Consider the following 21863-nt stretch of genomic DNA (forward strand, 5'->3'; position numbering starts at 1 on the left):
CGCAACAATGCTTGCTGTTCGGGTCCCTTCCCGTCACGCAAGAACTCACCCAGCTCGATGTGAGAGAGCCGGCCACCAGAGGGCGCATTGGGTTGGTGGATGATGAAAGCGTAACCGTTTGCGGGCTCGCGTGCGATGAACCATGCGTCCCCGTTTGGGCTCCGATAGAGCTCCCGCCGGTCTGACATTTTTCCTCCCTGCTGCCTCCTGGCATTGTCTGATGGACGCTTGCGGGAAAGATGCGGAGATCAGTGAAAATACGAAAGCTGATCTTCCGTAACCACGCGCTCGATGTTCTCGGACCTGCACTTGATGCGGTATCTTACTCGTCCATCGGACTCGATCGGCATGCACTGTACGATCGTGTAGATCTTTGGCCCTTCAGTTGCGGCGCGTCCTTGGGGACCTTGAGCTTGGTGCCGAACCTCTTCGTTTAGCTTATAGGCGTATGACATATTTTCCTCGATGTTTAGGGCGCTCTCGGAGGTCTTGCTAGTCTTCAAGAATGGATTTGGTTGCATCGAATATCTGTTCCGCTGTGCCCTTAATCGTGCCCTTTGCCCAGGCTTGGAAGACTGCGACGTAGGCGTTCTTGTAAGCCGCTTCGTCTGCGGAAAAGTAGACTTCGTCCGTGGCGGTATCCAGGACAAGCGCTCCTGTATCGATGCAGATTTCCTCGATCAGGACTAAGCGTTCTTCTTGCTCGGCCAGATGACGTTTAACGATGCTCATTGACTCTCCTGCTTGGCACTGAGGAATCACGTTCCCGATGCGGCCGGTGAACATGCTGACGTAGTCCACCGGACACAGGCGCAACAGGAAGCCGCAAGTCGCGCCCGCTTTTCGATCTTTTTACCTGCTTGAATGAAAAACCCCGCCCCGATAACTCGGGAGCGGGGCAGGACCACAAGCTCTACCAGTACATCCGTGGCTAGAGCGACAGGTCTGTCGTGCTCTTAACTAAGCAGCACGAAGATTTTCGGCAGCGGATTTGCCAGTACGACGGTCTGCGACGACATCGTAAGACAGGGTCTGACCTTCGGTCAGAGTTCCCATGCCGGCGCGTTCGACCGCGCTGATGTGAACGAAGACGTCGTTGGTGCCGTTTGATGGCTGGATAAAGCCGAAGCCCTTTTGGGTATTAAACCACTTCACTGTACCGGTGTTCATCAGGTTTTCCTTCTTGTGCGCGCAGGACCTGGCGCGCTAGTTGCGGCCAGTAGTCCGGTTAGTCGATGTTGGAGAATGTCTGAAACGTGCGCGCCGTCAGGATCTGAGGCGAAAGCGGAACAGTTGTTCGGCCAGTATCGATACGTGAGACAGTACCCTAGCAGTTGACAGACTTCAAGAAGAAAGCCAACGGCGCGTTAGCGTGGTAGTGCACCGATGGTCGAGAAGAGCACGTCGACCCGGCGACTAGCGCCGGCGAGGCTTGAGTGGTCCAAGTTGGATCGGAAGCATGGTATGTTCCACATGTCGGGATCAGCTACAAACGACGCAGTAACGTCCTTACGTTCCCTCCAGAGCGTTTCGAAGGGTCTTGAGTAGATACTCAGGCCTCCACGACTTCCCGACATTGACCGCGTCTCGCAGGGCTGGATGGGCTTGGAGGTCGGCGGCAACGTAGCCGCTGGCAAGAATGAACGGTACCGACATCGCCCGGAGCGCTTGCGCGACGGGGGTGACCCATTCTCCAGCGAGGTTGACATCGAGGATGGCCGCGTCGGGCCGGTCAGCCCTCAACAGCTTCAAAGCGCGATCAATGTCTGGGACGGGACCGATCACGCGGTATCCCCCAGTCCTTAACTGGGTGTCGAGCTCCAATGCGATGAGATACTCATCTTCGACAACCAAGATTCGGGGAGCGTCGTGCACAATGTGTCCCCGGGGGTTCAAGACTCCACAGGCGCGGTGATGTGCACCCTTAAACCGGTCGGCTCATACTTCAGTTCCACGGAGCCGGCTAAGCCCTGCACTGCGCTGAGATCGATCAGCCTAGAGCCGAAGCCGGAGCGAGTTGGCGGAGTGACGGGTGGGCCGTTTTCCTCTCGCCAGTCGATGTGCAGGAAGGTTTTGCCCTCCTCTTCCGGCGTACGCCAGCTCAGGTGCACGATTCCTTCGGGGCTGGAGAATGCTCCATATTTCCAGGCATTGGTCACGAGTTCATGCAGAATGAGGCTCATCGGCATGATCTGCCGTGGGTTGAGACGCACCGCCGGTCCGGGGCTCACCCGGTATCGCTCGGGGCCTGCGACCTTTAGCGATTGCTCCACAAGGGCACTCAGATTGGCTTCAGCGCTGCTGGCCAGCGCGATGGTCTCGGCTTCGGCCACGGCCTGGAACCGTCCCAAGAAGGCATCGCGGTATTCGTTGGCTGTGCGGCCCTCCACATCCGTCTGATTGGCAAGGGAGCGTACGATCCCCAGAAGGTTCTTCATCCGATGGCGCGTTTCAGCGAGGAGAATGTCTTTTTGGACGTCGCTTTGCCGCCTGTCGGTCACGTCCTCCAACAGGATCAGGAGGCTGGTGCTGTTATTGTCAGGGTGAACGAGACGACGTGCGCTGACCAGCATTGTGCGTCGACCGATCGTCGGGAACTCTGCTGTAACCTCATATCCGACGACGGCGGTAGACCGGGGAATGATCTCGCCGACGAGCCGCCTGAGTTCGGCTATGTCCCATTGACCGCCACCAAGGTCGAATAGGCTGCGTCCAACCGTCTCATCCCGAGCCACCCTGAAGGTTTCATAGAACCCGCGGTTGGCCGTAAGGACGCAGCCCGCCCGGTCAAGCACCAGGAGGGGCTCCTCCAGTGTGTCAACGATCCCTTGCGCCTGGACATGCTCGCTGCGCAGAAGCCGGTATAAGTCTTCGAGATTCATCTGCCCGCTCACCCAAAGGTTTCTTATAAGCTAATACTGGGCTGGGTCGTTCACAAAGGAAATTGGGCCAGTATGCTGGTAAAGATGTCCGCACTTAACGCGGGCCCGTCCCAACTAAGAGCCACTGAATGTGGCTCAAGCGTCCTGACACTTGCCCTTGAGTCCGTTCAGGGTACCTGCGAGCGCTTCCGCTGAACACCTGGGCGCGCCCCTGCTTCTCACAGGATGTCCTCGTGGCCCATCTGCGAAGTTGCGCCTCGTCTCCCGGAGGTCCGCTGATGCGGCAGAGCGACCAGATTTGCTCGACCTGAGTTCTTCGCAGTTTGACCCATAGCGGAAATTCGTTTGACGACGCCGCCCTATGGTCTTCGGTTTCTGCTCGTGATCAAATGTGATGTTTCAGCCAGTACCCAAACTAGGGGCGAGTATGAGGCGGCGGGAGTTGTTGCTCATTGCCATGGTTGGCGCGGGATATTTTCCCGAATTGCTTCGCGCTCAGCCCGTTAAGGGCAAGATAGGTTATCTGCATCCCGTTACGATAAATCCTAATCACATTACCTTCTCGGTGCTTGCGGGGGAGTGGCGCCGCCTCGGGTATGTCGAAGGCGAAACTGTTTTGACCCGCTCCGGAGAGGGTGACCCACAGCGACTTCCCGAGTTAGTCCGAGATTTGACCGGCAAAGGAGTGGGCGTCCTGATTGCCGTCGGGGCCCAAGCCGTCCGCGCGGCTGCTAGCGGGGCCTCAAGCACTCCAATAGTGGCTATCGATTTGGAGACTGACCCCATCCAAGCCGGGCTCATTCGCAGCGTTGCGCGGCCCGGTGGCAACGTCACAGGGCTTTTTCTCGATACACCTGTCCTTGCCGCCAAGTGGATTCAGCTGATGCGCGAGATGGTTCCAGCTTTGGACCGTGTTGCTTTTGCTTGGCAGCCATCAGCCGGAAGAAGCCAGCTCGACGTGGCGCTCCGTGTTGCCGAGAACCTGGGGGTCGAAACGACTGTTCTGGAATTTAGCGTCAACGACGATTTCCCCAGTCTGCTCTCAGCCATCGCAGGACCGAAAAGAACCGGCATCATCCAGCTCTCAGGCCCTGGGATTACCCCTGTTGCGGAGAAGTTTGTTGCTGCCGCAACGCAGATCAATCTGCCAACCCTCTCGTTTCTCGGTGAAGCGGCAAGGCGCGGGTTCTTGATGAGTTATGGGCCCAACCAGAGGGATTACTTTCCCCGCGCGGTTCAGTTAGCTGATCGAATATTGGGTGGCGAGAAAGCATCTGAGCTCCCGGTGGAGCGTCCCTCGAAATTTGAGTTCATCGTGAACTTGAGGACAGCAAGAGCGCTCAATCTGGTTGTGCCGCCGACATTGCTGGTTGGTGCGGACGAGGTTATCGAATAAGATCCGCTGTTGGCCGATTTTGTTGCAAAAGTCGGCTGTAACCGATGGGTGTCGTTCGGCCATTCGCTAGGGGCCGACCGGCTTTGACCCGCCGCCCCTGACGCTCTCAACGCAACTCCTACGCTACGCAATACACAGGGTCTGAGCAGGTGGTGGTTGCGCAGCCAGCGAAGCGAGGCGCCTCAGATTTTGAGCGATGGCAGCCAGAACAAACTCATCCTGGGCGCCTTGTGGACCACGAAGGCGAAGCCGACCAAACCTCAGGATGCGCTTCAAGTGCGCGAACCGCATCTCGACCTTCTTGCGCTCGCGGCGGGACCGCTCAAAGCCCTCGGTGCCAGCGAACGATCGGGGGACGTCTCGGGCATGCTCATGGATATCGCGCGGGATCTTGCGTGACGGCTCCTTTGGGCAGCACTGCGGCTTGAGGGGCATACATCGCAGTCGAGCTTGCTTGCACGATATAGAAGCGTCTTTCCCTCGTGCACGGTGCCACTTGTTCCGAGCTGCTTTGCGCCCGGACAGTGGTAGACGTCGGCGGTCGGATCGTATCGAAAGTCGCTGCGCGAGAAGGTGCCATCATCTCGTTTCGATTTGTCGAGAACAGGAATATGCGGCGCGATGCCCTTCTCGACCAGCCAGTTCAGCATCGGAGCTGCCCCGTAAGCGGTATCCCCGACAAGCCTTTCCGGTTGGATGCCGAAGCGCTCCTCTGTTCGCTCGATCATGGTCCTTGCTGCGCCGACCTCGGCCTGGCGAATGGCACGGGAGGCTTCGATATCGAGGATGACGCCGAACTTCACGTCGATGAGATAATTGTCGGAGTAAGCGAAGAATGCCGGCCCCTTGTGAGCGCCGGTCCACTGGGCCGCGGGGTCGGAGAGCGAAACGAACTTCGGAGTAACATCGCTGGCAGCGCCCCACGCCGTATCGTCGAGGGTCTCTAGATACTCCTTCACCGCGCGGCTTGACCTCGCCGGATCACGATCCCTGCGCCAATCCTGACCCGCAATCGAGCGCTGCTTGTTAGCGTCGGCCGCAATCAGGCTCGCATCAACGGCAAAGCCTTCGCCACCAACCAGACCGGCCGCAATGCACGCCTCGACGACACGTTCAAATACGCGACGAAAAACATCCCCCGCGCGAAAACGCTCATTGCGGGCACGCGAGAACGCCGAATGATCCGGCACAGCATCCTCGATACCCAGTTTGCAGAACCAGCGATAGGCGAGGTTCACCTGCACTTCGCGACAGATCAGCCGCTCCGAGCGGATCGCGAAGACATACCCCACGATCAGCATCCGGATCATCAGCTCCGGATCGATCGACGGGCGCCCCGTGGACGAATAATGAGGAGCAAGTTCGCTGCGAAGCCAAGTCAGATCGAGAGCAGTGTCGATCCTCCGCACCAGATGATCTTCGGGGACCGCGTCGCTGAGATGAAACTCGTAGAACAGTTGACCTTGGTCACTCTTCAGACGGCCCATCATGGATCGACCTCGCCGAGAATCGCGTCAACCCAACGGAATCACCGTTCGAGGTCTTACCGACTTTTGCAATAAAATCGGCCAAAAGCCGAACAAGGCTGCGGCCATTGTGATTGGCCGCTACTTCCCCCTGAACCGGACGCGGCGCCGAGCTCACCTCGACCGCTGCTTATGACCCATTGTGGGCCCTAGTTTCGGTCAGACTTACGTCAGTGCCTTATTCAATGGCGAATCCGGTGAGGTAAAAAGGAACCATCGGCCTTCTTGCGCGTTCTAGCTTGTTGGCCGGCCAACGGGGTGTCCGCCAATCTTTTCCCGAACAGAATGGCCCTGGCGTGGGCCTCCTCTCGCCCCGAGAGACCCTTTTTATGTCCAGTGTCGAGGAATTTCCGCTCTCCTCCCGTCGCCAGCCGACGGAGTTCGAGGCACTGGTGGCAGCCGGCCAGGCCGCACTGGATGCCATTCCTGGGGCGGTTTACCTTTGCGATGCCGAGGGATTGCTGGTCGCCTTCAATACCGAGGCGGTGGAATTGTGGGGCAGAACCCCCAACCTTGGCAAAAAGGAGCGCTTCTGCGGTTCGCACCAACTCTACCTTCTCGATGGAAGTCCGCTGGCCCATAGCGATTGTCCCATGGCTACGGCAGTTCGGGCTGGAACGACCACGCGCAACGCCGAAGTCATCATGGCGCGGCCGGACGGCTCTCGCTTTACGGCCCTGGTCAGTATCCGAGCGTTGCGCGACCACTCCGGGATCATCCAGGGCGCCATCAACTGCTTTCAAGACATCACTGAACGAAAGCGGATCGAAGAAGAAATACGACAGAAAACGCAGGACCTGGAGGATTTCTTCGAGAACAGCGCGGTCGGTCTTCATATCGTCAGCGGTGAAGGCATCATCCTTCGCGCAAACAGAGCCGAATTAGCTCTGCTCGGGTATAGCCCAGAGGAGTACATTGGCCGTCACATCGCGGAGTTTCATGCCGACGCTCCCGTGATCGGCGACATCCTTCAGCGCCTTTCCTGCGGCCAGCCGCTCGAACGTTATCCCGCGCGGATGCGAGCGCGAGACGGCTCGGTGAAGCATGTGCTGATTACATCAAACAGCCGTTTTGTGGACGGCAAGTTCGTCAATACACGTTGCTTCACCGTCGACGTCACGGACTTGCAAGCCGCCAATGAGGCGCGTCAGGCCAGTGACGCACGACTTGCAGCGACGTACGAGGCTGCCATCGTCGGCATATCGGAGGCGGACGAGCGCGGGCGCTTCTTGCGGGTGAATGATGCTCTTTGCGGAATAACTGGCCGCTCGCGCGACGAACTGCTCGGGATGACTTTTCTCGACTACACCGATCCGGATGACCGGGCGAAGGACGCCGAACTCTATGCAGCTCAGGTGCGCGGCGAGGTCGAGAACTACAAGATCCGCAAGCGTGCGCTTCGGCCCGACGGCTCTGTGCGCCACCTCGATATCTCGAGTTCGACGGTGCGCGACCCGAGTGGTCGCTTTCTCTATGGCGTGCGTGTTGCCCAGGACGTCACCGCTACCAAACAGCTGGAGGATCGACTGCGTGAAGGCGAGCAGCGCATGCGCGATCTCCTTGAGGCTCTGCCCGCCGCGATCTACACCACTGATGCCGAGGGCCGGATCAACTTCTTCAATCGCGCCGCGGTCGAGATGGCGGGCAGAACCCCCCAGCCTGGCGATGAATGGTGCGTAACCTGGAAGCTTTATTGGCCCGACGGCTCGCCTCTGCCGCACGATGAATGTCCAATGGCGGTCGCGCTGCGTGAAAACCGCCCAGTTCGCGGAGCGGAGGCAATTGCCGAGCGTCCAGACGGCAAACGCGTGCCTTTCATTCCTTATCCGACGCCGCTGCGCGATGCGGAAGGAAACTTGATCGGCGCCATCAACATGCTCGTCGACATCAGTGAGCGCAAGCTCGCAGAGAATGCCCAGAAGGTGCTCATCGACGAACTGAACCACCGCGTCAAAAACACGCTTGCCACCGTGCAGTCCCTCGCGAGCCAGACTGCCCGCCATGCTGCCGATCTGCAGGAATTTCTGCCGACGTTCACAGGACGGCTGTTGGCCCTCTCGCGTGCGCATGACCTTCTGACGAGGCGAAATTGGCAAGATGCTCCTTTCGAGCAACTGGTTCATGATATCGTCGCGCCGGTCTCCGGCGGGCGGGTTGTCACAGGCGGGCCGAACGTCAATCTAGATGCCCGCACGGCACTAAGCGTCACCATGGTGCTCAACGAGCTTCTGACCAACGCGGCAAAATACGGCTCTCTGTCGGCCCCGGGGGGAGCGGTGTCGTTCACCTGGAGGGCTGTGGAGGGCGAACGGTCTCAATGCGGGTTAGAATGCGAATGGCGCGAACGCGGAGGCCCTCTGGTCGCGCCACCCAAGCGGCGTGGGTTCGGCACCCGGCTGATGGAGCGTTGCGTCGAACATGATCTCGCAGGCGAGTTCGACCTGGCATTCGAGCCGGAGGGTACGCGCTGTCGCATGAAGTTTCCCATTAGGGTCACGTCTACCAATGTCTGAGGTATCCGCCGCCAGGGTCCTCCTCGTCGAGGACGAGGGTTTGGTCGCCCTTATGATCGAAGACATGCTGGAGGAATTGGGTCTTAAAGTCGTTGCCTCTGCGGCTCAACTGAAAAAGGCATGCGAGTTAGCGACGACCGGCTCCTTTGATCTGGCGCTTCTGGATGTCAACTTGGCTGGAGAGTTTGTTTTCCCAGTGGCTCGCGTCTTACGCGAGCGAAGGATTCCCTTCCTCTTTAGCACGGGATATGGCGCACCGCCCCTCGAGGAGGAGTTCAGAGATGTCCCTGCTATCGGTAAGCCCTTCTCGCAGGACCAGTTGAGCGAAAAGCTGCAGACGCTTCTGTCGCGTTCGTAGCCTCCTCGGATCACAGACTTCGTTCTGCTGCTGACGGTGATCGCGCGTGGATCTTTGGAAAAGCCTATCTCCTTGGCGAAGCTCGCGCTCCGGGTCCGCGAGATGTTGGAGAACGGCGTTCGCCTAAGCAGCCATATCCGCTTCTAGCCCTGAGCTGAAAACTACTGAGCCGGTTTGGATGTCTGCTGTTAGCAGTTGACCGGACACGGGGCCGCACCTGCCCGACCGCCGCTTTTGACCCCGAGGCGAAATCGAGGATTCGCCGGTCTTCTGCTTTGCATCAACAAGCGGACCACTTACCAACGGACCGCCACCTACGGTCCGGCGCGCATCGCGATCCTGCCTCCATCGGCCACTCGGTCGCTGGGATGCAGAACGACCCGATCTTCCGCGGTGAGCCCAGAGAGGACCTCGGCCACTCGGCTGTTTCGGTGGCCGACGGTGATCGCGACGGTTTTGGCGCGGCCGTTCTCGTCGGTGAAAACGGCCCAGTGGTCGCCTTTCCGAAACAAAGCGCTCACCGGCACCGTCAGGGCGTCCGGAGCGCTCCAGGTGGTCACGTGGACGACGACCCGGTAGTCATGCCCAAGCGAGGCCCACGCCTCGGGCGGATCCGCGAAGTCGATGGTCACCCGAACCCGCTGTTCTTCAATGCCGAGGGCGGAGATTTTCAGGAATCCGGCCGGGTCGACGCGGACCACCTTCCCCTTGATGGTTTGGCCACCCCACCCGTCGATCCGGACGGGGGCGCCGACCTTGATCTGGACCGCATCGGTCGAGAGCAGGTCTGCCACAACCTCCAGATCAAGTGGGTTGCCGATGTCGACGAGGGGCGTCCCGGGAAGGACGGTCGCCTCGCTGTCCTGGGCGATCTTCAGCACTCGTCCGCTCGCCGGCGCGAGCACCCGGACGCAGCAAGTCGGCTCCGCAGAAGGCGCGGCGTTGGCCGGGTCCATCAATCGAGCGGCCAGGCTGGTTCGCACCGCGCGGCGCATCTCGACTTGGGCCTTGGCGCTCGCCAGATTGGCTTCGCTCGTCGCCACCTCGAATTTCGCTTTGTCGAAGGCCTGGGCCGAGGTCGACTGCGTCCGCAGCAGCGTTTGCGCCCTCTGGAACTCGGCCCGAGAGAACTCCAGCGCGGCCTCGATGCGCTTCACCTCGGCCTCCTGCTGCTGGATGGCTGCATCCGCAGCAAGAACCTCTGCCTGAAGCTGGTCGCGTGAGCGCACGTCGATGAAGCCCGGCAGCGTCGGCTGCATCAGGGCAATGACAGTCTGGTTGGCGACGACTTCGTCGCCGACGTGAAGCGAAGGTCCTTGGTCGCCGAGCGGATGCGAGATTCTCAGGACCTTTCCCGCGATCGGCGCTGAGACGGTGTAGACGTGACGCACACGGGTCTTGCCGTCGTCATCCGCCGTGACTTCGATCGGCCCCTTCCTGACGGTCGCGAGGTCAACCAGAGTAGGCCGCGGCCAGGCGAACCAGACCAGCCCTCCCGCGATCGCGGCCAGTGCCGCAGCGCCGATGATACGTTTAGTCCAGTTAGCCTGCATGGCTAGTCTCGCGTCTTGAGGACCGCGACGAGGTCCAGGTTGTCGATACGCTGGCGGATGACCGCGGCGGAGGCGATGGCCGCCAGCACTACGACGGACGTCGCGACCACGTAGGTCGAGTCCTCGACGACGAGGCGAACGCGCATCAGTTCGCCCGCGAGATTCGTCTTCATGACCCAAGCGAGCCCGTAGCCCACGAGCCAACCCGGCGGTTGCGCGACCAGCGTCAGGATTGTCAGCTCCAGCAGCAGGATCCGCAGGACCTCGCCGCGCGTGAAGCCCAGCACGCGCAGGCTGGCCAACTCCCGAGCCCGTTCGGAGAGCGAGATCCGGGCGTTGTTGTAGACGACGCCGAACGCGATTACCGCGGCCAGTCCGGTGTAGATGCTTGCCATCGTGGTGACGAGGAGCGCTACGGTCTTGCGGAAATTCGCCAAAGAGACGCGCTGCAACGCCACGCCGCCGACCGTCGGCATGGACTTCACGGCCGCGTAGAAGTCCTCCTTCCGATTCTCGTCGAGGCTGAGGTTCACGCTGTTCACGACGGGCGCCTCGCGCATGAGTCTGCGGAGCGCCTCGATGTCCATCATGCCCCGGATGCCGAAATAGTCCTCTACGGTTGCCACGATCGGCATGCTGACCGTGCGGCGGGCACCCTCCAGCAGATCGAGTTCTACCGTGTTGCCGGCCTGTACGCCGAGGATGTGACCGAGCATGGCGGAAATGGCGAGGCCCGTCCCGGGGAGTGCGACCGGCCGGAGGTCGGCGTCGATGATGCGCCGCAGATCGGCACCGGCGGGCCGGCCGCTGATCGTGATCGTGCGTTCGACGTTGCCATGGCGGATCCGCACGGGCACCTCACGGAACGGCTCGGCAGCGAGTACGCCCGGCAGCCGGTTCACCTGCTCCACGACGTTCTCGATCCGCTTCTCGGCGAAGCCGATGGTCACGTCCTGCCTGTCGGCGAGGAAGTATGTCACGTCGATCAGTTGCTCCATGGTGTCGCGCGTGAACAGCGAGACGACCAGGATGGCGGTCGCCAGCGCCATCCCAAGCGTCGTGAATGCTGCCCTGACCGGATGGCGGGCGATGTTCCGGATCATCATCAGCGTCGGTTGCGACATGACCTGGTCGAGCTGGATGCTCGCCGGCAGCAGCCGCCGATAGACCGGAGGCGCCGGCGGTTGCATGGCGACGGCCGGCGCCAGCTTGACCACTTCGCGCAGCGCCCGCAGCGCGCCGACGGCGGCGGCGGCGGAACTAAGGGCGCCGGCGGTGAGGTATAGATCCGGCGCCTTCGCGAACACCAGGAAGGGGAAGTGGAAGAAGTCGCCGAACAGCGCGGTGACGCGATATCCGAGCCACGTGCCGGCGACGCCGCCCAGGATGACCCCGATAACCACGATCAGTGCCACGAACTTAAAGTAGTGCAGCACGATGCTGCTGTCGGCGTAGCCCAGTGCCTTCAAGAGACCGATCTGCTCCCGTTCGAGCGCGACCAGGCGGGTCAGGGTGAGATTGACCAGGAAGGCGGCGACCAGCAGGAAGATCGGAGGCAGCGTACGGCTCATGTTGTTGAGCATGTCGAGCTCATGATCGAGCCAGGCGTGCGAGGTCTGGTCCTTCCGGCCGTGGGCCGCTTGGCCGCCGTAGGGATCGAGCAAGACGTCGAGCCGCGAGATCACCTCGCGCTCGGACGCACCGGGCTGCAGCTTGATCGATACCGCAGAGAAGGCGCCATCGAGATCGTAGACGCCGGCAAGCGCCTTCTCCGACATCCAGACGATTGCATAGCGGCGGTCATCCGGCATCAGGTCGCCTGGCCCGACGGTGTAGACGAACTCCGGGGACAGCGCGGTGCCGACGATGACGAGCTCGCGCTTCTTGCCGTTGAGTATGGCCGAGAACCGCGCCCCTTCCGAAAAGCCGTGAGCCCGGGCGAACGGCTCGTTGACGACGACCTCCTCGGCGCGCCCCGGCTCCGGAACCCGTCCGGAACGCACGTAGAGCCGATTGAGATGCGGCTCGCCGTTGTCGGGCAGCGAGACGAACTGTGCGCTGGCGGGCTCAGAGAACCCGGGAATGTCGAGTAGCGCCGGCTTGGCGATGCGGGCATCGACAGCGGCGACGCCTGGTATTTCGCCTATCCTGTAAGCGAGTGCCTTGGGGGCCCGCTTCGCCTGCGCGAACACGTCGGCGAAGCCGTAGCGTTCGTAGTACGCGATCCGGGTCTCCTCCAGAGATCGGTGCGAGCCGACAGCGAGCACCAGCGTAGCGACGCCGCCTCCGACGACGAGCGCGACGGCAAGGACCTGCGCCCAGAGCCGCCTGACGTCCCGGAACAGCTTGATGTCGAGCGCGCTCATGCCCTCACCAGGTGAGTTCGGCCGCTTCTCGGCGGGCCTCGTTCTTCCGGACGCGGGCGATCCGGCCGTCGGCGAAGAATAGCACCCTGTCCGCGACCTCTTGGATGCTAGCGTTGTGCGTGATGATGACAGTTGTGGTGCCGAGCTGCCGGTTGACCCCCAGCAGAGCTTCGATGACACGAATTCCGGTTTTCGAGTCCAGCGCCCCGGTCGGCTCGTCGCAGAGCAGCACCGCCGGACGCTTTGCGATCGCGCGGGCGATGGCGACGCGCTGCTGCTCGCCGCCGGAGAGCTGGGCGGGAAAGTGATGCATCCGCTCTTCGAGCCCGACCAGCGCGAGGGCCTCGTCAGGCCGCATCGGGTTCTTGGCGACCTCGGTGACGAGCGCGACGTTTTCGTAGGCCGTGAGGCTCGGCACCAGATTGTAGAACTGGAACACGAAGCCGACGTGATCGCGGCGATACTTCGTTAGCTCCCGATCCTCAAGGTCCGTCAGGTCCAGATCGCGAAAGAACAACCTGCCGCTGGTCGGTCGGTCGAGGCCGCCCATGATGTTGAGCAACGTCGTCTTGCCGCTGCCGGACGGGCCGAGCAGCACGACCACTTCCTTCTCGGCGATTTCGAGATCGACGTCGTTGAGCGCATGCACCCTCACCTCGCCGGAGACGTATGTTTTGGTCAATTCCTTCGCGGTGAACACGGCGTCGCTCATGGCTGCCCTTTCGAGAAGGGATTGTAGGCCGGATCCGCCGCTCCGGTATTGACGTAGGTCAGAGTCCCGGCCGCTCGTCCGGAGCAACGGCGGATTCACGGACGAGCGTCGCGATGCTCGCCGCCCAGACGAGCGCCATGGCGAGCAGCACCCACTTGAAATCGGAATGGATCATGAAGTTGACGGCGGCCATCAGCCCGATCGAGAGCCCGCCGGCGATTCCGGCGCCGGCCGCAGCGACCGGCCGATGGTCCCAGAGGGATGTCCACGCCAGCGTGAGCGCGAGCACTCCGGTGGCCGCCACGTAGCCGCCCATGACCCGAAACACGTGCGTGAGCCACGATGTCAGCCTCGGACCGATCGACTGCAGTTCCGCCGGGGTGAGGCTCATGTACCGGATGTCCTCGGGCAGCAACGCAGGCCGTAGGAATAGGAAGTAGATCCCGACGCCGATCAGCAGGACGCCGGAAGCCGCCAGGAGCATCGATGATGGACGCCAACGCCCCAACTCTCGCGCATCGTGGCCGCCCCGGATCAGCCGTGGTGAAGGCTGCTGCCCGAGGAGCCCGGACCGAGAATCCGGCTCAGGCGCGGAATGAAGCCCGGCACTTCCGCCGCGTACTTCGCGTAGGCTTCGCCGAACTCGGATCTGGTGTCTCGCTCCTCGTCCTTCGCAAGCTTCACGTACATGATCGTCAGCACCGGGAACATCGCCAGCGTGAGGATCGTCGGCCACTGCAAGAGGAAGCCGAACATAACCAGGACAAAGCCCACGTACTGCGGATGCCGCACGTAGCTGTATGGGCCGGTGGTCGCCAGGCTTCTGGTCTGCTGCGCGTCGTACAGAACGCGCCAGGCGGCTGAGATCAGGATGAAACCGGCGCCGATGAAGATAAAGCTCAGGATGTGGAACGGTCCGGCGTGCGGATTGGCCTTCCAGCCGAGCATCATCTCGAGCAGGTGACCGGCGTCATGGGAGAACCAGTCGACATTTGGGTAGTGCGACTGCAGCCAGCCGGACAGGAAGTAGATGGTGAGCGGGAAGCCGTACATCTCGACGAACAGCGCGACCAGAAAGGCGCTGAAGGCGCTGAAGGAGCGCCGGTCGCGGGAAGTCTGCGGCTTAAAGAAGCTGTAGGCGAACAGGATGAACACCGTCGAGTTGACGATGACGAGGCTCCAGAGGCCGTAAGCGGGCGCGATGTCGTGCATCACACGCTCCTTGGGTCGTTCGGCCGGCCGCCGCCGTGATGGTGCCCGTGTCCCCCGTGCATGAAGAAGTGCAGCAGCGGGCAAGCGAGCAGAGGCAGCCAGACCAGGAGTCCGAGGGCATGGGCTCGGTGCTCGGTGAACAGGAGCGCGCCGGCGATGGCGAGGAATCCCATCAGGACGAGGCCGGCCTTCGCTTTGGTGGACATGCCCTCCTCAGGGCGCTCTCGATACCCGGGATGATCCTGCACCGACATTGCCACGCTCCTATGGATGTAAGGAGACTACCGCCGCGGTTGTCATCATTGTTGAGGCACATCAAGTTTCCGGTAAACTCACTTATTTTGCATCCGCATACCCATCGGGCCGCCCTGCATCATCGGCATCATGCCCATCTGAGGCGCGAGCAGTTCGTCGGCGGCCGTCTTCTGCTCGTCAGAAAAGCTGGTCTCCCCATGTGAGCGGACATCCTCAGACCGCCCCGGCATGTCTCAAACGGGCCCGACCGTGCGGGTCGACGGATCCACCAGCATCACGCGCTCGGCTGAGTAGACATAGCGGTACTTGGTGAGCGAAGGCCCCCAATCGGCAGGCACCGCCTCGAGCTCGACTTCGCGCGGCACGGGCTGACCGACCACGATCTTCTCGCGGGTCTGCACGGGCCGACCTTGTGTTCGGTCACGTATGTGCGGATCTTCGTGCGGTATTCCGGTTCGATCTAGACGGCGGCGGCATGGCCGGTCCCGGTAGTGACGACAGTGGACTGCGCCATGGCGCCCGTCGATATCAGCGCGGCGGTGGCGCACGCCAGCATCAGCTTTTTCATCGAAATCTCCTGTCCGCAGGATGCGGCCTGCGAGAACACGCGAATGATGGCAAGGTTCCGGGATTGTGGTGGTGATTGCTACTTTTTCCCGGCGCTTGGACGAACGCGAAATGCGGTGCAACGGGGAATTCCGCCAAGGCCTCGACAGGCACGCCGGCACTGCGGCCGTCCAGTCGCGGTGGCTCGGCTGAGAGCGCGACAGCGGCGCGTCCGCCGGACCGGCCGGTAGAAAAGGAAAGCCGCCCATGGGCGGCCAGTTTTGGTATTGCCTGTTCTACTTATTCTTGAGGGCATCAGCGGCATCGCGCGCTGCGTCCTTCACATCTCCGGCGCGGAATGCGCGGATCCCTTTGCCTGGTCGATCTTGCCTTCTGCTTTCATGTCTTTGTTACCAATAAGCTTGCCTGCACCTTCTTTGATCGCGCCTTTTGCCTTGTCAGCAGCGCCCTTCACGTGTTCGCGGTCCATGATCGTATTCTCCTTTGCCGATCCGGACGACCAGCCAAGGAAAGCTTTGCGAACTCGTTCCTTCAAAGAGTCATGGCGTTACCAATTTCGCGGTCGCAGTTCTGAGACCTTGGCCGCTCCCAGTCCTCGCTGGCAGTGGCTGTCCCAGAACTTCTCCGTTCAAGGTCATTTGAGATTCTAGGAATAGTCACGACCAGCAATGCTATCGAGCCAAGGCTCCCTTGCTATTGACGTAATCCTCGACTGAGATCAGGCCCGGATCGACGGACGCGAAGGTTCCGGCGCGTGTTCATCGCTTCTGCAGCACCGCCGAGAGCACCGAACCGTCGTTCAAGATCGACAAGACCTCCCGAGAGGACAGATGGCCGGCCGCCTCCTCGAAAGTATCGCTCGCCTCGACTTTGGCGCGGCCGACGGCCAGGTTTGCGTCGATCGTGTCGGGTCGGGCGGCGCGAGGAGGCGGCAGCTGCGCGAGGTGGAAGGCTAGAAGCGCAGGGTCTTCGCGCAGCTCCACCAGTGCGGGCGCGATTGGTATATCCGCCGACGCGCTCAATTCATTCGCCCGCCCCAGCACCGCAGGCGGCTCTCCCTCCTCCGGTGTGGCGAACAGTCTGCCGAATGCGGGCTTGGCAGTCAGCGCGCCTATGGGAACGGCGAACAGCAACCCCACGATGACGGGCGACATCCAGAGCAGAAGGGGCAGCGAAACAGCATAGGCGCTTGCAGCCATCGCGACCCCGCACAAGGTCGGAACGCCATATTTCCGATAGAGCTCCCCGCGCTCCACAGTGCCGTCGTCGCGCCTTTGCGTCTGCCACCCCGCATCACGGCCGGCGAGGATCTCGATGACGGCGATCGACTGGAAGATCATCATCACGGGCGCCATCAAGGCCGAGACGACGATTTCTGCGAGAACTCCCGCCGAGGCTCGAAAAGCGCCGCCGAATTGACGCCGCACCGACCGCCGCGTCCAGAGGAGGATTAAGCTGAGCAGCTTCGGAAACAGCAACAGCCCCATGGTGGCGACGAACACCCAGATGGCGAGCACGGGATCCTGGGCCGGCCAGGTCGGAAACAACGAGAATCCTTTCGGGAAATACTCCGGACGCACGAAACGGGCCTGCAGCGAGATCAACATCCCCAGCAGCAGGAAAAGCAACCACAAAGGCGCAGTCAGATACGCACCGATGCCCACCATGAAATGCAGGCGCGAGACCCAATGGAGACCTCGCGCAGGCACCACGGCCAGATGCTGAAGATTGCCCTGACACCAGCGGCGGTCGCGCGCCGCGAAATCGAGCAGCGAGGGCGGCACCTCTTCGTAGCTTCCACCCAGCGTCGGCAGCATGTAAATGCCCCATCCAGCCCGCCGCATCAGCGCGGCCTCGACGAAATCATGACTAAGGATGTGCCCACCGAACGGTTTCCGACCCCGAAGCTGCGGCAGGGCGGCCGCTTCGGCGAATGCCTTCACCCGGATGATGGCGTTGTGTCCCCAGTAGTTGCCTTCCGAGCCGTGCCACCAGGCGACGCCGGCGGCGATCAGCGGTCCGTACAGGCGGCCCGCGAATTGCTGGACGCGGCTGAACAGACTTCGCGCATTGACGATCATAGGTAGCGTCTGGACGAGCCCGGCGGTCGGATTGGTCTCCATGGCGTGGACCAAGCGGACGATGCTGTCCCCGCTCATGAGACTGTCTGCATCTAGAACGATCATGAAGTCGTACACGCCTCCGAACCGCGTGATCCACTCGGAAATGTTGCCGGCTTTCCGCGCGGTGTTGTCGGCGCGGTGACGGTAGTACAGCCGAGCCGTTCCCACGGCTTGGCGCAGCGCCAGCAGCGCTTTTTCCTCGGCGACCCAGATGTCGGGATCGGTGCTGTCGCTCAGGATGAACCAGTCGAACAGCTCTGAGTGCGACGTTGTCTCCAAGGATTCGATGATCGCCCGGAGCCGGGCCGTCAAGCGGTGCGGGTCTTCGTTGTAGGTGGGAAGCAGCATGGCGGTGCGGCCGGATACGGCCGGTAGTTCCGCGTGAGGCCGGAAGGCGTGCCGGTCTGGACGATGGGCCAGCAGCACGAAGAAGCCTGCCACCGCGGACGCGAAGGAAAAGGCGACCCAAGCGAGCAGGACCAGGAAAAGGACAAGCAGCATGGCTTCGAGGACGGTGACGCCGCCGACCTCCAGCACGCGATACATCTCATAGCCACCGGCCGCGGTCAGCGCCGCCGTCGAGAGGAGAATGAGGCCGCGCCGCCAAGCCATGGTGGTGGCGACCGGCGCAGGAACTCGGTCCGACGCCCGGCTCTTTCCGAGATCGCCAGGAGCCATCGGAAGCGGAGATTCGCGCGGTAGCAGCCGCTGGGCCGCGATATCGCCGGCTATCGGCCGCGGTGCCGTGCTCAGGGTGCCCATCGGTAGACCCAGACTTCCGACAGCGGCTTGTCGCCTTCGGCCAGAAACGCGCGCAACTCGATCGGCTCCCCCTTCACTTGGCACTGGAAGCTCAGCCGCCAACCACCAGTGTAGGGATTGGGCTGCGTGACGATGTTCTTCACTTCGGACTTCTCCGCCGTCACCAGGCCCTTGATGACCGCAGGATCGACGCCCTTCAGGCTGTCGCCGACGAGGTCAAGGACGAAGAGGCGCGAGCCCTCGCCCCTCGCCCCGATCCCGCTTCGCGTGAACCTGGCAAGCGAGTGCGCCTTGGGACTGTCCGGCCCCCAATGCAGCCGATAGGTGTAGTTGTGCTCGCCCTTTGCCTGCAGCGGAGTCTTCGGCCGCCAGAATGCGGCGATATTGTCGTGGACCTCCTCCTTTGTCGGGATCTCGAACAGCATGACGCCGCCCTCGCCCCAATCTCCAATCGGCTCCATCCAGAGACTTGGGCGTTTTTCGAAGCTGGATTCGATGTCCTGATAGGCGAAGAAGTTTCTCTCCCGTTGCATCAAGCCGAAGCCGCGCGGATTGAGATCCTGAAAAGTGCTGATCTGGAGATCACGGGGATTGCTGAGCGGCCTCCACAGGCTTTCGGCCTTCCCGTTGAAGACCGCAAGCCCGTCGGAATCGTGGACAGATGGGCGGAAATCATCGATGTCGTTGCGGTCGTTGGGACCGTAGAAGAACATGCTGGTCATCGGCGCGAGCCCGGCCCGCTGCATCTCGACGCGCGGGTAGACCGACATCTCGACATCGAAGACAGTCGTGTCCCCGGGCCGAACGGTGAATCTGTAGCTCGCTGCGCAGCTCTTGCTGTCGAGCAAAGCATGGATCACCAACGAGGTCGCACCAGGCGCGGGCCGTTCGAGCCAGAAGACCTTGAAGAGCGGAAATTCCTCGCCCTTCGCTTCGCCCGTATCGATCGAGAGGCCCCGGGCGGAAAGCCCGTACGTCTGCCCTTTGGCGACGGCCCGGAGGTAGCTCGCGCCCAGGAAGACGCAGACCTCGTCGTAATAGTCGGCGCGGTTCATCGGCGCGTGTATGCGGAAGCCGGCAAAGCCGAGGTCGGCCTCATCGAACGCCGGCACCTTCTCGCCGAATGAAAAATCCGCCTTGCGGTACTTGAGTTCGGTTGCCTTTCCGTCCGCGACCTCGAAGATGGTCACCCTGTTTTTGTAGAAGAAGCCGCGGTGGAAGAACTGGGCTTCGAACGGAAGATTCTTGCCGCGCCAGAGTGCGCGCTCGGGCAGGTATCGGATCGAACGGTACTGATCGTATTCGAGGTCCTTCAAGCCGCTCGGCAGCTTCTCGTCCGGCGCCTCGTACGGTTTGCCCGCAAGCATACGGGCGAGATCCCTCACCGTGGAGGGACCGAACGCGCCCTCTGGAGGGCCAGCGGCGGCGAAACCAGTCCGCGAAGCGAGCAGCAATGCCGGCAACACCGCCGACCCTCGAACAAGCTGGCGTCGATTCACGTGCTCTCCTACTCGCTACTGGTGCCGCGGCCAAGCAACGACCGCCGCGCCCGCGAGTTCCACAGCTTGGCGATCGCCAGCCACGGCGCTCCGCTGCGATCAGACACCGCTCCATCCGGCTCGGGTATCGCGACGGCTGCCGCCGGAATGATCTTGACATACGGCGCCGCAGGCGCCGGCCCAGGGCGACAGGACGGAACGAATCCGGCTGCGGGCGTTGAGTCCGCATGTGCGCCGTGGCGTTGCGTCAGTCTCGTTCGGGAGTATCGCGCGTTGCCGGCGCCCGCAAAGCTGCTATTGCAGGTTACATCGAGCCGTGTGACCCCACGTTGCGCGAGAATCCGCCGCGTGGCGAGGGTTGGGTCTACGAAATCAAGGCGGACGGCTATCGCGCCCAACTGCATCTTGAAGATGGCGATGCCATGGTCTATTCGCGCACGGGGCTCGATTGGACCGAGCAGTTTTCTTCGATCGCAGCCGCGGCTCATAAGCTGAAGGCGAAGAGCGCGATCATCGACGGCGAGGCCGTCGTCTACGGCAGCGGCGGCCTGCCGGACTTCCAGCAGCTCCGTTGCGAACTCGGCCGAAAACGCAGCGAGCGTGTGCGCTATCATGCCTTCGATCTCCTGCACCTCGACGGGTACGATCTGCGCGGCGCGGCGTACGAAGATCGCAAGCGGTTGCTGCACGAGCTTCTGAAGGAGGCACCCGAGACCTTCATCTACGTCGAGGCTCTCGAAGCCGACGGAGACAAGGTCTTTGTGAAGGGTTGCGAGCTCGGCCTCGAAGGTCTGATCGCCAAACGGCTTGGCCAGCCTTACCGCTCGGGCCGCCAGGAGACCTGGATCAAGCTCAAATGCAAGAAAAGCGACACGTTTCCGATCGTCGCTTTCGTCGAGAAGCTCGGTGCTCACCCACGTAAGATCGCTTCCCTATACGTAGGCCGTCGCGAGAACGGCAAGCTGAACTACGCGGGCAAAGTCCGTACCGGCTACACGGAGGCAGCCGCGCGCGAACTGCGCGAGCAGCTGGATCCACTGATCCGACGCACATCACGGCTCGACGTCAAGGTCAAGAAGCCGAAGGCGACCTGGGTCGAACCAACGGTCGATGCCGAGGTGGAGTACGGCGCGCTGACTGACGACGGTTTGCTGCGTGAAGCCGTGTTCAAAGGACTTCGCGACGATCTGACAGTGCGGAAGGTGAAGGCGCCGCGCCTGGTGCCCTCCTCAGCCGGACGGCCGAAGGTAGGCGTGCCCAAAGAAAACATCCTGCAGCTTCTTCCCCACGCGGTCGTCCCTTCCAAGGAAGACCTTGCGGACTACTGGCAGCGGGTATGGAAGAGAGCGCTGCCGCATCTCAGCCTCCGGCCGCTCAAACTGGTTCGGCACGTGCACGGCACCACCTTCTACCACAAGGGGCCTCTTCCGAAGGATATTCCGGAAGTCGTCCACCAGCTTCGCATCCAGAAGCGCGAGGGCGGTCAAGGCACGCGCCTCTGGGTCGACAGCCTGGACGGGTTGCTCGGCCTCGTGCAGATCGGAGCCGTCGAGCTGCACCCGTGGAATTCGACGATCGAGGACATCGAGCAGGCGGACCGGATCGTCATCGACCTGGATCCCGGCGAGGGCGTAGAATGGGAGCAGGTGGCCGAGACCGCGCTCGAGCTTCGCGCTTTTATGCAGCGCCAGGGACTGGAGACTTGGCCGAAGCTGACCGGCGGCAAAGGCGCCCACCTGATGGCGCCGCTCGGGGTACCGATGCTGCACGATCAGGCTCATCGGACCGCCCGGCGACTGTGCACTGAATTCGCATCGCGCGACCCCGAACGCTACGTCCTTTCGGCGCAGGCAACCCGCAACGGGCGGATCTTCCTCGATTACTTGCGCAACGGACGCGGGACCACCGCCGTCGGCACCTATTCGCCGCGGGCGCGCCAAGCGTTTCCGATCGCTGCGCCCGTCACCTGGGCGCGCATAGAGAAAGGCGTGAGGCCGGACGCATTCACGATGGATAGCCCCTTTCCTGTGAAGCAGAGGAGGCTCCCATGACGGATGCGTTCGACCGTTGGATCGAGTGGACCAAGAAACCGCCCGGGCAAAGGACGGCCGGGCGAGCGCAAGATCAAGTCTCCGCTGG

The 21863-nt window shown here is 62.0% G+C and carries 18 protein-coding genes and 1 pseudogene; 4 read left to right on the top strand and 15 right to left on the bottom strand.

The window, feature by feature from the left end; translation table 11 throughout:
* Positions 1 to 492 precede the first annotated feature (492 nt).
* The 4 genes from A3AS_RS0129195 to A3AS_RS0129205 form a co-directional block, all read right to left on the bottom strand.
* On the bottom strand, positions 493 to 732 hold the full coding sequence (locus tag A3AS_RS0129195) for a hypothetical protein (RefSeq protein WP_157644424.1): 240 nt from the start codon (positions 730 to 732) through the stop codon (positions 493 to 495).
* 228 nt (positions 733 to 960) lie between these two features.
* On the bottom strand, positions 961 to 1170 hold the full coding sequence (locus tag A3AS_RS45725; RefSeq protein ID WP_018321049.1) for a cold-shock protein: 210 nt from the start codon (positions 1168 to 1170) through the stop codon (positions 961 to 963).
* Between the two features lie 339 nt (positions 1171 to 1509).
* Positions 1510 to 1854, bottom strand: coding sequence for a response regulator (locus A3AS_RS0129200; protein WP_018321050.1), 345 nt, complete (start codon positions 1852 to 1854; stop codon positions 1510 to 1512).
* Positions 1855 to 1892: 38 nt separating this feature from the next.
* A complete protein-coding gene (locus A3AS_RS0129205) occupies positions 1893 to 2882 on the bottom strand; it encodes an HWE histidine kinase domain-containing protein (protein ID WP_018321051.1) in 990 nt (329 codons plus the stop codon).
* A 442-nt stretch (positions 2883 to 3324) separates the two neighbouring features.
* On the opposite strand from A3AS_RS0129205, the gene A3AS_RS0129210 reads away from it, so the two are divergent.
* Positions 3325 to 4278 (top strand): ABC transporter substrate-binding protein, encoded by a 954-nt coding sequence (locus A3AS_RS0129210; protein WP_157644425.1) that lies wholly within the window; start codon positions 3325 to 3327, stop codon positions 4276 to 4278.
* 123 nt (positions 4279 to 4401) lie between these two features.
* Here A3AS_RS0129210 and A3AS_RS0129215 read toward each other — a convergent pair.
* A pseudogene (locus tag A3AS_RS0129215) lies at positions 4402 to 5768 on the bottom strand (transposase).
* Positions 5769 to 6133: 365 nt separating this feature from the next.
* On the opposite strand from A3AS_RS0129215, the gene A3AS_RS0129220 reads away from it, so the two are divergent.
* Positions 6134 to 8317 carry a PAS domain S-box protein gene (locus A3AS_RS0129220; RefSeq protein WP_026202478.1) on the top strand — a complete coding sequence of 728 codons (2184 nt, stop codon included), beginning with the start codon at positions 6134 to 6136 and terminating at the stop codon, positions 8315 to 8317.
* Entirely contained in the window at positions 8310 to 8675 is a 366-nt protein-coding gene (locus A3AS_RS0129225) for a response regulator (RefSeq protein WP_018321054.1), read from the top strand. The genes A3AS_RS0129220 and A3AS_RS0129225 overlap by 8 nt, the downstream gene beginning before the upstream one ends.
* A gap of 314 nt (positions 8676 to 8989) precedes the next feature.
* Here the strand turns inward: A3AS_RS0129225 and A3AS_RS0129230 are convergent, their stop codons facing one another.
* The 10 genes from A3AS_RS0129230 to A3AS_RS0129280 all read right to left on the bottom strand — a co-directional run bounded on the left by A3AS_RS0129230 (position 8990) and on the right by A3AS_RS0129280 (position 19724).
* Positions 8990 to 10228 carry an efflux RND transporter periplasmic adaptor subunit gene (locus A3AS_RS0129230; protein WP_018321055.1) on the bottom strand — a complete coding sequence of 413 codons (1239 nt, stop codon included), beginning with the start codon at positions 10226 to 10228 and terminating at the stop codon, positions 8990 to 8992.
* A 2-nt stretch (positions 10229 to 10230) separates the two neighbouring features.
* A complete protein-coding gene (locus tag A3AS_RS0129235) occupies positions 10231 to 12594 on the bottom strand; it encodes an ABC transporter permease (RefSeq protein WP_018321056.1) in 2364 nt (787 codons plus the stop codon).
* A gap of 4 nt (positions 12595 to 12598) precedes the next feature.
* Positions 12599 to 13306 (bottom strand): ABC transporter ATP-binding protein, encoded by a 708-nt coding sequence (locus A3AS_RS0129240; RefSeq protein WP_018321057.1) that lies wholly within the window; start codon positions 13304 to 13306, stop codon positions 12599 to 12601.
* Positions 13307 to 13364: 58 nt separating this feature from the next.
* Complete coding sequence (locus tag A3AS_RS0129245; RefSeq protein WP_018321058.1) at positions 13365 to 13790, bottom strand: hypothetical protein; 426 nt, start codon at positions 13788 to 13790, stop codon at positions 13365 to 13367.
* A 50-nt stretch (positions 13791 to 13840) separates the two neighbouring features.
* Complete coding sequence (locus A3AS_RS0129250; protein WP_049815025.1) at positions 13841 to 14518, bottom strand: isoprenylcysteine carboxylmethyltransferase family protein; 678 nt, start codon at positions 14516 to 14518, stop codon at positions 13841 to 13843.
* A complete protein-coding gene (locus tag A3AS_RS0129255; protein WP_018321060.1) occupies positions 14518 to 14772 on the bottom strand; it encodes a DUF2933 domain-containing protein in 255 nt (84 codons plus the stop codon). The genes A3AS_RS0129250 and A3AS_RS0129255 overlap by 1 nt, the downstream gene beginning before the upstream one ends.
* Positions 14773 to 15006: 234 nt before the next feature.
* The gene (locus A3AS_RS49325) at positions 15007 to 15174 is read right to left on the bottom strand and encodes a DUF1236 domain-containing protein (RefSeq protein ID WP_245283311.1); all 168 of its coding nucleotides are present in this window, start codon (positions 15172 to 15174) and stop codon (positions 15007 to 15009) included.
* A gap of 485 nt (positions 15175 to 15659) precedes the next feature.
* Entirely contained in the window at positions 15660 to 15809 is a 150-nt protein-coding gene (locus A3AS_RS0129270; RefSeq protein ID WP_371260728.1) for a CsbD family protein, read from the bottom strand.
* A gap of 289 nt (positions 15810 to 16098) precedes the next feature.
* The gene (mdoH, locus tag A3AS_RS0129275) at positions 16099 to 18225 is read right to left on the bottom strand and encodes a glucans biosynthesis glucosyltransferase MdoH (protein WP_018321062.1); all 2127 of its coding nucleotides are present in this window, start codon (positions 18223 to 18225) and stop codon (positions 16099 to 16101) included.
* On the bottom strand, positions 18213 to 19724 hold the full coding sequence (locus tag A3AS_RS0129280) for a glucan biosynthesis protein G (protein WP_026202479.1): 1512 nt from the start codon (positions 19722 to 19724) through the stop codon (positions 18213 to 18215). Before A3AS_RS0129280 ends, mdoH begins: the two co-directional genes overlap by 13 nt.
* A gap of 227 nt (positions 19725 to 19951) precedes the next feature.
* On the opposite strand from A3AS_RS0129280, the gene ligD reads away from it, so the two are divergent.
* Positions 19952 to 21775 carry a DNA ligase D gene (ligD, locus tag A3AS_RS0129285; protein WP_026202480.1) on the top strand — a complete coding sequence of 608 codons (1824 nt, stop codon included), beginning with the start codon at positions 19952 to 19954 and terminating at the stop codon, positions 21773 to 21775.
* The last annotated feature ends 88 nt before the right edge of the window (positions 21776 to 21863 follow it).

This window comes from Bradyrhizobium sp. WSM2793, from assembly GCF_000379585.1.
Lineage (GTDB): Bacteria > Pseudomonadota > Alphaproteobacteria > Rhizobiales > Xanthobacteraceae > Bradyrhizobium.

Bases quoted from the DNA above. Each gene is read 5' to 3' on its own strand.
- A3AS_RS0129195 (WP_157644424.1), bottom strand. From the start codon at position 732: ATGAGCATCGTTAAACGTCATCTGGCCGAGCAAGAAGAACGCTTAGTC.
- A3AS_RS45725 (WP_018321049.1), bottom strand. From the start codon at position 1,170: ATGAACACCGGTACAGTGAAGTGGTTTAATACCCAAAAGGGCTTCGGC.
- A3AS_RS0129205 (WP_018321051.1), bottom strand. From the start codon at position 2,882: ATGAATCTCGAAGACTTATACCGGCTTCTGCGCAGCGAGCATGTCCAG.
- A3AS_RS0129220 (WP_026202478.1), top strand. From the start codon at position 6,134: ATGTCCAGTGTCGAGGAATTTCCGCTCTCCTCCCGTCGCCAGCCGACG.
- A3AS_RS0129225 (WP_018321054.1), top strand. From the start codon at position 8,310: ATGTCTGAGGTATCCGCCGCCAGGGTCCTCCTCGTCGAGGACGAGGGT.
- A3AS_RS0129230 (WP_018321055.1), bottom strand. From the start codon at position 10,228: ATGCAGGCTAACTGGACTAAACGTATCATCGGCGCTGCGGCACTGGCC.
- A3AS_RS0129235 (WP_018321056.1), bottom strand. From the start codon at position 12,594: ATGAGCGCGCTCGACATCAAGCTGTTCCGGGACGTCAGGCGGCTCTGG.
- A3AS_RS0129240 (WP_018321057.1), bottom strand. From the start codon at position 13,306: ATGAGCGACGCCGTGTTCACCGCGAAGGAATTGACCAAAACATACGTC.
- A3AS_RS0129245 (WP_018321058.1), bottom strand. From the start codon at position 13,790: ATGCTCCTGGCGGCTTCCGGCGTCCTGCTGATCGGCGTCGGGATCTAC.
- A3AS_RS0129250 (WP_049815025.1), bottom strand. From the start codon at position 14,518: ATGCACGACATCGCGCCCGCTTACGGCCTCTGGAGCCTCGTCATCGTC.
- A3AS_RS0129255 (WP_018321060.1), bottom strand. From the start codon at position 14,772: ATGTCGGTGCAGGATCATCCCGGGTATCGAGAGCGCCCTGAGGAGGGC.
- A3AS_RS0129270 (WP_371260728.1), bottom strand. From the start codon at position 15,809: ATGGACCGCGAACACGTGAAGGGCGCTGCTGACAAGGCAAAAGGCGCG.
- mdoH (WP_018321062.1), bottom strand. From the start codon at position 18,225: ATGGGCACCCTGAGCACGGCACCGCGGCCGATAGCCGGCGATATCGCG.
- ligD (WP_026202480.1), top strand. From the start codon at position 19,952: ATGTGCGCCGTGGCGTTGCGTCAGTCTCGTTCGGGAGTATCGCGCGTT.